Raw genomic sequence first — 10,339 nt, 5'->3', positions numbered from 1 at the left:
GTGGTGGCGGTCGACAGCGACGTGATGTTGCTGTTCGCCGTACTCACCCCGGTGGACAGCGAGTTCAGGCTGCTGGTGGTCGCAGTCGACAGTGACGTGATGTTGCTGTTGGTCGTGCTCAGGCCGGTCGACGCTGACGTCGACAGCGACGTCACCGTGCTGTTCGTCGTGCTCAGGCCCGTCGAGGCCGAAGTCGACAGCGACGTGATCGAGCTATTGGCCGACGACAGGCCCGTGGACGCCGACGTGCTCAGCGACGTCACCGTGCTGTTGGTCGTGCTTAGACCGGTCGAAGCCGAGGTCGACAGCGACGTGATCGAGCTGGTGGCCGACGACAGGCCCGTGGATGCCGAGGTGCTCAGCGAGGTCACGGTGCTGTTCGTCGTGCTCAGGCCCGTCGAGGCCGAAGTCGACAGCGACGTGATCGAGCTATTGGCCGACGACAGGCCCGTGGAGGCCGAGGTGCTCAGCGACGTCACCGTGCTGTTCGTCGTGCTCAGGCCCGTCGACGCCGAGGTCGACAGCGACGTGATCGAGCTATTGGCCGACGACAGGCCCGTGGAGGCCGAGGTGCTCAGCGACGTGACCGTGCTGTTGGTCGTGCTCAGACCCGTCGACGCCGAGGTCGACAGCGACGTGATCGAGCTATTGGCCGACGACAGACCGGTGGACGCCGAGGTGCTCAGCGACGTCACCGTGCTGTTCGTCGTGCTCAGGCCCGTCGAGGCCGACGTCGACAGGGACGTGATCGAGCTGGTGGCCGACGACAGGCCGGTAGACGCCGACGTGCTCAGCGACGTCACCGCGGTGGATGCCGACGTGCTCAGCGACGTGACCGTGCTGTTGGTCGTGCTCAACCCCGTCGAGGCCGAAGTCGACAGCGAGGTGATCGAGCTGTTCGCCGACGACAGACCGGTGGAGGCCGAGGTGCTCAGCGAAGTGACCGTGCTGTTGGTCGTGCTCAGACCCGTCGACGCCGAGGTCGACAGCGACGTGATCGAGCTGTTCGCCGACGACAGACCGGTGGAGGCCGAGGTGCTCAGCGAAGTGACCGTGCTGTTGATCGTGCTCAGACCCGTCGACGCCGAGGTCGACAGCGACGTGATCGAGCTGTTCGCCGACGACAGGCCCGTGGACGCCGAGGTGCTCAGCGACGTCACCGTGCTGTTCGTCGTGCTCAGACCCGTCGAGGCCGAGGTCGACAACGACGTGATCGAGCTATTGGCCGACGACAGGCCCGTGGACGCCGAGGTGCTCAGCGACGACACCGTGCTGTTCGTCGTGCTCAGACCCGTCGAGGCAGACGTCGACAGCGAATAGAGCTGGCTGCCATTGATAGCATCCGTGCTCGTCGCACTCACCGTACCCGCGGCCAGATTCACGATCTTCCGCTGCTGCGTCGTGCTACCCACCGAAACAACGTTCGACTGCCCGCCATCGGTCGAATTCGCACCAATAGCCACGCTGTTCAAACCCGTCGTGGTCGCATTCTGACCGATCGCAATATCACCGGTTCGCGGCGTCGCTGACGAGCCCGCCGCAGCCCCGTCACCGATCGCAATAGCCGACTGCCCATACGCTGCCGTATTGTTACCCAGCGCTACCGCACCCTGGCCATATGCGGTATTGGTATTGCCCAATGCAATTGCGCCACCCGCTCCACTGTACTGCGTGCCGTCTGCCGTGTTGTTGTTACCCGCGGCAACTGCACCCGTACCCGTCGCAACATTCGGATCGCCGATCGCCACCGAGCCTTTGCCCTGCGCAGTATTGCCACTACCGATCGACACTGCGCCAGCAGCCGTTGCACTCGCCCCGGTACCCAGCGCGATCGAGTCCGATCCCGACGCCGTAGCCGAAACACCCGCCGCAATCGCGTTCGTCCCGCTCGCCGACGTTCCCGCAGATGCGACGTTATATTGAACGCGCAGTGCGCCCGCCCCGCCGCTATTGATATTCGCGACGGCGGTTGACAGCGAGGAAACGCCGCTTTGCGTCGTGGAAATGCCGGTCGACGCCGACGTACTCAGCGACGTGACCGTGCTATTGGTCGTGCTCAGGCCCGTCGAGGCAGACGTCGACAGCGAGGTCAGGCCGTTGAGGGTGGCGGTTGACAGCGAAGTGATCGAACTATTCGCCGACGACAAACCCGTGGAAGCCGACGTGCTCAGCGACGTGACAGTGCTGTTGGTCGTGCTCAGGCCCGTCGATGCAGAGGTCGACAGCGAGCTCAGGCCAGTGACGGTAGCGGTCGACAGTGAAGTGATAGAACTATTGGCCGACGACAGACCGGTGGAGGCCGACGTGCTCAGCGACGTCACCGTGCTATTGGTCGTGCTCAAGCCCGTGGAGGCCGAGGTCGACAGCGACGTGATCGAGCTATTGGCCGACGACAGACCCGTGGACGCCGACGTGCTCAGCGAAGTCACCGTGCTGTTCGTCGTGCTCAGGCCGGTCGACGCCGAGGTCGACAGCGAGGTGATCGAGCTGTTTGCCGAGGACAGGCCGGTAGAGGCCGATGTTGACAACGATGTGATAGAACTCACTGTCGTTGATGCTACGCTAAACAGTTCGCTACCGTTGATCGCATCGGTTGAAGTCGACGAAACTTGCCCTGCAGCTACGTTTTGAATCTGCCGCTCAGATCCTGTGCTGCCAACTGAAACAACTCCGGCTGTTGACGGCGACGTCCCTTTAAATCCAGCGAATGTCGTTCCTCCAATCGCAACCGAAGAGGTATTGACCCCTGTCGAGGTAGTTGATGACGCACCTAGCGCCACCGACTTAGCCGTGGAAGCGCTAGCACCGGCTCCGAGAGCTATCCCGTTGGTGGCCGTACTGGTGACGGCAGCTGAATCACCTAATGCAATAGCGCCAGCCGTATTCGCCTGAGTCAAGTTGCCAATGGACACACTACCTTGTCCGGCGGCAATCGCCGTATTACCAAGCGCGACAGCACCATTTGCCACTCCGCCAGTCGCTGTACCATTGGCCGTAGCTACGCTGTTATAGCCCTCGGCAATCGCACCCGTGCCGTTCGCCACACTGGGATCACCAATTGCAATAGCGCCAGCGCCTTTCGCTGTATTGCCGGCACCAATCGATACCGCAGAACCAGTAGTTCCACTCGTTGCACCAATAGCACTCGAACCTTTTCCTATCGCTACATCAGATGCATTGGTAGCGACGCTCTGTCCACCAATCGCAATGCTGTCAGTTCCGGAAGCCTTCGCCCCCGATGTTGCATTGCCACCAATGGCAGTCGCTCCAATAGCTGACGCGTTGGAGCTATACCCCGCAGCAAAAGCATATTGCGCCGCGGCAACAGAATTGACACCGAATGCGACTGCCGCATTAGCGGTAACTGACGCCCCATTTCCAATCTGAAGACGACCGCCATAAACGATAAATTGCGATTGATTAGAGGTATCTCCCGTACTATCTCCTATGATGACATTCGCCAATCCACTAGTGCCATCCACATAACCATAAAACAAATTTCTGAGATTTGAAGTTCCGTTCCCATATGCCATTAAACCGACACCTTGGGTGCCAGTTGACCCCGAATTCGTAATTCCATCATTATTTCCGATCAAATATGACCCGCCATTGCCACCATAACCGCTAACCCAATTCGGCGAATAACTCGAAATAATTGAAGCCGTTTGTGCATTAGAAAAAGCACAAAAAACCAAAAACGGAATAGCAGAGATGCTCCCCATAACGCTCCACCTCTTCCGCAAAAAAATAGAGCTAGCCGAGGAAGTTAATTTTGCACCACCCTTTGCATCATGCCCAATCGCGATTTCGGAACAAACAACAAACACGCCCCTTGACTTATTCCAAACTATTTTGTAAATCTTATTCATTTAGCGACCCCGATCAGAAAAATATTAACCTTAATTATTCAAAAATAACATCGGCCACTTCAACCCGACTCAGCGCGCACACCTCAATACAAAAAACGAGACCGATAGACATCTCTCAAACAACACCAAATCAAATTGATTAGCACGCAAATCAAAATTAACTTTATAAATTCAAAAATATTTCCCAATAATCTCACCAACAGCAGCAACTAATGAGAAGCACTTAAGACAATATATTCACCGTTTCTATAATTTAAATTTAAAATTCAGTCATCGCTATTAATAACACTTACGCAAACCCATGCAATACTCGATCAACTTTTCGACATACACCGAATAGTTATCCAAGGTTTCGATTTCGAACTATCGATCGCTGTACGACTACAGACCGGGTTGTTAAACGATTCTTCGCAATCTCAAAAGAGACTGGCGCCGTTCACGGCTCCAGCTCATGCATCGAATTACTCGAGTGCGAGGCCCGCCATGTTGGCTTGGCACCGCAACGCGATTGACGGCCTAGCCCCCCTGCGATTGATTCGGTGCATCGCATCCACTAACTAGTTGGCCAACGACGTCTGGAAAATCAAAAAGGGGCCTTTTGGCTACTCTTGAGCCGAGGCTGCTGGGAAATCTGTAACCTATTGTTTTGTATGAGGTTGCTGGAGGCGGTGAGCGAGCAGACAAAAAGGCCCGTTTTTGTCTAGTACAATCGAGGGGCCTCTTACACAAATTTGCGTTTCCCCTAGGGTGGGGACGGCCGATGCATTCACGGCTTCCTTATCACTCGGAACGCAAACGTTTGCTATCGTGTGAGGCATTCCGAAGCAATGCCGTTTGAATCCCTCACTGAATTGAAGCAACCAGCAATACAACGGGCCACCGCCGCGATGTGCCTTCGCGCAGCGGCCCTCTACGGGTAAAAAATCATGAAAATTGGTTACGCGCGTGTCTCGACCGACGAACAGAATCTGGACTTGCAGAAAGACGCCTTAAGCCGCGCAGGCTGCCAGATCGTCTTCTGCGATCAGGGCGTCTCTGGAACGACCTTCCAACGCCCGGGGCTCGAGCGAGCCCTGCGCCGCCTCAAGAAGGGCGGCGTCCTTGTCGTATGGCGCCTTGATCGATTGGGACGCTCTCTTGGTAAGCTCGTCGACCTGGTTACCTACCTCGAACAGCAGAATGTCAAGTTCGAATCGCTCACCGAAAATATTTCGACCGACTCGTCCAGCGGCACCTTGCTTTTTCATATGATGGCTGCAATGGCCCAGTTCGAACGGACCCTTATCAGTGAACGCACGAAGGCCGGAATTCAAGCTGCAAAAGCACGTGGGAAACGGCATGGACGCAAACCCGCCTTAAGTGCGGGTCAACAAGAGCAAGCACTGGCTCTCATGAAGACAGAGCCGATAACGTCTGTTGCTAGCCGATTCGGCGTCAATCCGCGAACGTTGGTGCGCATGCGCGACCGAGTCGCTAATGAACAAGCATTAATTTCCTAACGATGCGGAAATCAATACGCCGCCTGATCAATCCAAAACCAGGCGGCGTAATCGAGAGCGGTAACTGCACTGATTCGTCGTAATCGGCTATTTCGCCCGCGCTGAGCGAGTTGTCTCGCTCAGCGCATTCGAGTTCGAGCACGGCACCGTAAGGCACCCACCGGCGGATATCCAGCTCTCGCATCGTGGATCCCTGCCTGCCACTCCCCACCTCTCGGCATCGGTAAAAGACCGGGGACATTCATTCGGCTGCCTTGGCCAGGTGGGGAGAATTTCACGCTTACGATCATTGCCCACGCATGTCGTCCAGTTCCAATCGTCCCAATTTAAAAGCAAGCTGTATCTTTGCGGTATGCCAATCCGTCAGCGCCTGGACGCGTCGCTGCTGTGCATTCGCCAGCGCAGTCTGCGTATTCAGCAACTCTAGAATGTTGCCCACGCCGTGCTCGTATCTGTGCTGCGCGGCGTCAAATGATCGCCCGGCATTCGTCAGCGTCGTTTCGCTGTGAGCGACGTTTTTCGTCGCTGTTTGTAGCGCCTGCCAACTCGTCCAGACGTCCAGCGCGACCTGGTGCAGGGCTTCGTCCACCACATCCTGCTGACGCTCGGCCTCGGCCCGCGCTTGCTCGACCTGATAGTGTCGCCCGAAACCTTCAAAGAGCGGTATCGTCACGCACGCCAATCACAAGCGCATCTATCGCCTGTACCGTGAGGCAGGGCTGGCTGTGCGGCGCCGTCGCAAGCGCCATGGCGTCATGATTGAGCGCGAGCAACTGGCATTGCCGGGCGCCCCCAACGAGGTGTGGTCAATCGATTTCGTGATGGATGCGCTTTCCAACGGCCGGCGCGTGAAGTGCCTGACCGTCGTCGACGACTTCACGAAAGAGGCTGTCGACATCGTCGTCGACCATGGCATCTCAGGTTTGTATGTCGCTCGGGCATTGGATCGTGCAGCTCGCTTCCGTGGCTATCCCAAGGCGGTGCGAACCGACCAGGGACCCGAATTTACGAGCCGCGCGCTTGACCAGTGGGCGTATGCGAACGGCGTCACGCTGAAGTTGATTCAGGCGGGTAAGCCAACGCAGAATGCGTACATCGAATCGTTCAACGGCAGTTCCGCGACGAATGCCTTAACGAGCACTGGTTCACGACGCTCGCGCACGCTCGGGCTGTCATCGCGGCATGGCGTCAGGATTACAACGAGCAAAGGCCGCACAGCGCACTGAACTACCTTGCGCCGTCAGAGTTTGCGGCGAAACATCGGGCAACCGCGGATACTCCTGCCGCTTTCCAGGAGCTGGTTTAAAGGGACTTTGCTAGAAGCCCATTGGCTCTATTGAAGGGGGCAGGTCAACGGAAAACTGTCGCAAATTCATGGGCTTAAGTGTCGCGCAATAAACTCGTCACCGGTCCCGGCGTCGCGAAGACGGGCGTCAACTCGCCCGGTCGCACCGAACAGCGCGATTATTTTTTTCCCGGCCATGAAGTCACGCAGCCTTCGCCAACAAGGCTTTGATGGCCGTTTCGGTGTTGGCGATTGCGGCATGCGCCGCATCGGGGCCGAAAACCGTGCCTTCGACGCGCACTACTTCGACGTCGGTCAGGCCAATGAAACCGAGCAGGTGCAGCAAATAATTGGTCTGAAAGTCGAACGGTGCCCAAGCACCTTCCGAGAACACGCCACCGGTAGCGGTAACGAGATAGACCTTCTTGCCGGCCAGCAGCCCCTTCGGCCCAGTATCGCCGTAGCCGAAGGTGACGCCCGGCCAAGTGACGTGATCGAACCAAGCCTTGAGCTGCGAGGGCAGACCGAAGTTGATCATGCCCGAACCGAGCACGATCACATCGGCGACCTTCAACTCATCGACCAATTCTTGCGCGACCTTCACCGCCTCGACCTGTTCCGGTGTGCGATCTTCGGGTTCCGTGATCCGGCCCTGGATGTAGGCTGGCGTGATGTGCGGCGGCGGATTTGCGGCAAGGTCGCGCACGGTCAGCGGACCGCCCGTGCGGGCTTGGATGCCATCGGCGATTTCGGTGGCAAAGCGAGTGGAAAGGCTGTCAGCCCCGCGCGGGCTGGAAGTGACAAGTAGGGTGTGGCTCATGGCGGCTCCATGGTATAAAAAGAGAACTTAGTATGGTATTGATTCTTACTTACCAATTTATACAAAGGATGGTATGGTTCCTGCCGCTTCCCCACAAGTAGGCACACGCATGTCACTTAGTCACCCCGAGCTACCTGCCGATTTGCCTGCACCTGACGCTGGCGGCTGCTTGGCAACTCGTGAAATCCTGGATCGCATCGGCGACAAGTGGAGCCTCTACATTGTCGCTATGCTGGCCAATGGCCCGCGGCGCTTCAACGAATTGAAACGCGGCATCGACGGCATTTCCCAGCGGATGTTGACACTCACCTTGCGCGGACTGGAACGCGACGGATTGATAACGCGGACGATGTATCCAACGATTCCTCCTCGCGTCGATTACGAACTCACTGACATGGGAAGAACGCTGTTGAAGCCTGTCATGGCGTTGGTCAACTGGGCGAGCGAGAATCAAGTCGCCATTGCCGAGGCGCATAAACGTTTTGACGAGGCGCCGGAGCCAGATCAGGTGTCGATTCAGGGCGTTGTCTACCAGCGTCGATAACGGGTCCAGACCGTAGGCGTGTGCCAATACCGCGGCGAAATCCAAATGCCGGCTCCCGTTAGGACCTGTTCCAACACGGATTTTTCGTGGGCTGAGAAGGCGCTGCATTTTCCGATCTATCCAACCGTGAGTCGGCCAACCAATCGGAAAATTCGCATAGCCTGACTTGGGTGTCCGCTCCCTGAGCCAGACGGGACGCCTCAACGTCTCACCGTTGACGCAAACCAATGACGCTTCATGGCCGGGAGCAGCTGTCGCAGTTGACCCCGAATGTCCCGCATCACTACTTTTCCAGCATGCTTGACCGAGCTTCAGGCAGAGAGCGTCCTGTCTGAACTCAGCGCATCGACCGGCCCGGCGGTGCGTCGGGAATCGGTCAAGAAATCAGGACGTTACCGCCGGAACCCTTGCTCCACGACGCGAATTGACAAATTTAATGCGGACGTAGGCGAATTGACGACATTCTTTTGAAGGGGCCGTCAATAAAGTCGTCTACATGAACGCCCCCCTTTGCGCCGGACTTTCGAGCCTTCGAAAAACAGGATGGGCTGCAGCTCTACATTCGGCCTTGTTGCAGCCTGATTCGCTGCGGGCCCCTATGAAATCCGCAGACTCACGCCTCATTCACTTCGCGAGCTTGTCAGGCTCAGACAACTTTTCAGGCTTAGTGAGTCCCAGGTCCTACCTGTTTTGTCATCACACTCGAATGCCACCGCAACTTTTGACGTTCCATCCCTTCAGCACAACTTTCAGATAGGCCAGAGAAGTCAGGCCGGTTTAACGCTTTCGTAGTCCTTCCGGTAGGGCCGTTGATGTGCCAGCATTGCCCAGATTATTCGGGCAAGCTTGTTGGCCATCGCGACGATGACGACGTTCAACGGACGCCGCTGTTTCATCTGCGTCACCCATAGACCGGGCTCTCTCACGTGGTAGATAATGCTTCGCGCGCCGTGAACGAGCAAAGTCCTGAGATAGGTATCACCTCGTTTACTGATTCCCTGTAGCTCGATCTTGCCGCCGGAACCCGTCTGTCCCGGGACGAGACCGAGCCACGCAGCAAACTCGCGGCCGGATTTGAAGGCTTTGGCCTGTCCCATCGTTGCCACTGCCGCCGTTGCGGTAAGCAGGCCTACGCCTGGGATCATCGCAACTGCTTTGGCAGACGGGTCGTCTTTCATCCACTCGTGCAAACGGCGCTCGATCTGGCCGATCTGCCGATCGAGGTCATCCAGACCTTTCCATTGCTCGCGTAACGTGTCGATCAGTATCGCTGGCAAGCGTCCCGACAATCGTTCCAAAACCCCAACGACGGATTTGTCCAACGCAGCTCGACCGACACCCATCACCTCGCCATACTCGGTCAGCAACCCGCGCAGGCTGTTGATCTGCATCGTGCGAAACTTCACCAGTTGCTGCCGCATGCGATGCAGCGCGAGCACTGCCTGTTGAGCCTCGGTCTTCACGGCAACTTCCTTGCTGTCCATCTGCGTGGCCATCCAGATTGCTCGAGCATCGGCCGCATCGTTTTTGTTGCGGATGTTGAATGCCTTGACGAACTTCGCTGGCATCAGCTTCACCCGGTGGCCCATCTCGATCAATCGCCGCGCCCAGTGTTGGGATCCGCTGCAGGACTCCATCCCGATAAGACAAGGACTGCGATTTGCAAAATATTCGAGAAACGCCGCTCGTTTCACAGGTCTGTTCACGATCTCGCCGGTTTCGGGGTCCACCCAGTGCACCTGCATTACGTTTTTTGCGATGTCCACACCCACGATCGTATGCGTCATGATGGATCCTCCGGCTGAGTAGGCCAATATGATCTACCGATTTCTATTCAGTAGCGACCGCAGGGCACGAATGTACCGCCGAAGCTACACGCAGCGATGGTGGGGGGCGTTCATATCATTCAATTCGCAGCCCGGAGGCCTTGATCCATGGGAATTCCGGAGTGACGGAATTATTTTGCTCTACGCCACGAGGCGGCGAGCCATGGGCGCCGGGACGTGGAGCACGGCATCAACCCACTGCTCCACCCGGAGATACGAACAGCCCCGCCATCCGCGCCCGCCGTTGCGCGAGTTCGGACATCTGTTCGGCCGTGGCCAGATAGACCGCGATCTCTCCAGCCCATCGCCCCAAGCCTTGAATCTCCAGTTCGAGCCGGACCGGCAGCCGCTGATTCATAGGAGCCTCCGCTAGCAGATCAAGCTGACGTACCCGCGTCACGCAGGTAAGCACGAGACCAGTACCGTCTGTGAACGCTCGGTGACGAGTGCCATGATGTCCTGTGAAGGACACGAATGACCAGTCGTGTCCACGATA

7 protein-coding genes and 1 pseudogene are annotated in these 10,339 nt (G+C 57.4%); 3 read left to right on the top strand and 5 right to left on the bottom strand.

Going from position 1 to position 10,339, the window contains the following annotated elements; all coding sequences use genetic code 11:
- Positions 1–3,869: ESPR-type extended signal peptide-containing protein (locus HWX00_RS36450; protein WP_279612835.1), on the bottom strand; the 3,869-nt coding region annotated here is incomplete at its 3' end.
- 926 nt (positions 3,870–4,795) lie between these two features.
- Between HWX00_RS36450 and HWX00_RS36445 the strand changes: the two genes are divergently transcribed.
- Positions 4,796–5,368 (top strand): recombinase family protein, encoded by a 573-nt coding sequence (locus HWX00_RS36445; RefSeq protein WP_175029377.1) that lies wholly within the window; start codon positions 4,796–4,798, stop codon positions 5,366–5,368.
- Between the two features lie 286 nt (positions 5,369–5,654).
- Here HWX00_RS36445 and HWX00_RS36440 read toward each other — a convergent pair whose 3' ends face one another.
- Positions 5,655–6,041, bottom strand: coding sequence for a TolC family protein (locus HWX00_RS36440; RefSeq protein WP_226194376.1), 387 nt, complete (start codon positions 6,039–6,041; stop codon positions 5,655–5,657).
- Positions 6,042–6,123: 82 nt separating this feature from the next.
- Between HWX00_RS36440 and HWX00_RS36435 the strand changes: the two are divergent.
- Positions 6,124–6,674 (top strand): annotated as a pseudogene (locus tag HWX00_RS36435) (DDE-type integrase/transposase/recombinase).
- Positions 6,675–6,855: 181 nt separating this feature from the next.
- Here the strand turns inward: HWX00_RS36435 and HWX00_RS36430 are convergent.
- Positions 6,856–7,473: an FMN-dependent NADH-azoreductase gene (locus HWX00_RS36430; protein ID WP_074802311.1), complete on the bottom strand. Its 618-nt coding sequence runs from the start codon at positions 7,471–7,473 to the stop codon at positions 6,856–6,858.
- A 109-nt stretch (positions 7,474–7,582) separates the two neighbouring features.
- Here HWX00_RS36430 and HWX00_RS36425 point away from each other — a divergent pair, with 109 nt between their 5' ends.
- Positions 7,583–8,017, top strand: a complete 435-nt coding sequence (locus HWX00_RS36425) for a winged helix-turn-helix transcriptional regulator (protein WP_175029379.1) — start codon at positions 7,583–7,585, stop codon at positions 8,015–8,017.
- A 767-nt stretch (positions 8,018–8,784) separates the two neighbouring features.
- On the opposite strand, the gene HWX00_RS36420 is transcribed toward HWX00_RS36425, so the two are convergent.
- Together HWX00_RS36420 and HWX00_RS36415 are read right to left on the bottom strand one after the other, a co-directional pair.
- The gene (locus HWX00_RS36420; RefSeq protein ID WP_175029380.1) at positions 8,785–9,804 is read right to left on the bottom strand and encodes an IS110 family RNA-guided transposase; all 1,020 of its coding nucleotides are present in this window, start codon (positions 9,802–9,804) and stop codon (positions 8,785–8,787) included.
- A gap of 229 nt (positions 9,805–10,033) precedes the next feature.
- Entirely contained in the window at positions 10,034–10,201 is a 168-nt protein-coding gene (locus HWX00_RS36415) for a hypothetical protein (RefSeq protein WP_226194377.1), read from the bottom strand.
- Positions 10,202–10,339: the final 138 nt, after the last annotated feature.

The sequence above is a fragment of the Burkholderia seminalis DSM 23518 genome, from assembly GCF_902832885.1.
Lineage (GTDB): Bacteria > Pseudomonadota > Gammaproteobacteria > Burkholderiales > Burkholderiaceae > Burkholderia > Burkholderia seminalis.
This window is presented reverse-complemented; position numbering and strand designations above follow the sequence as displayed.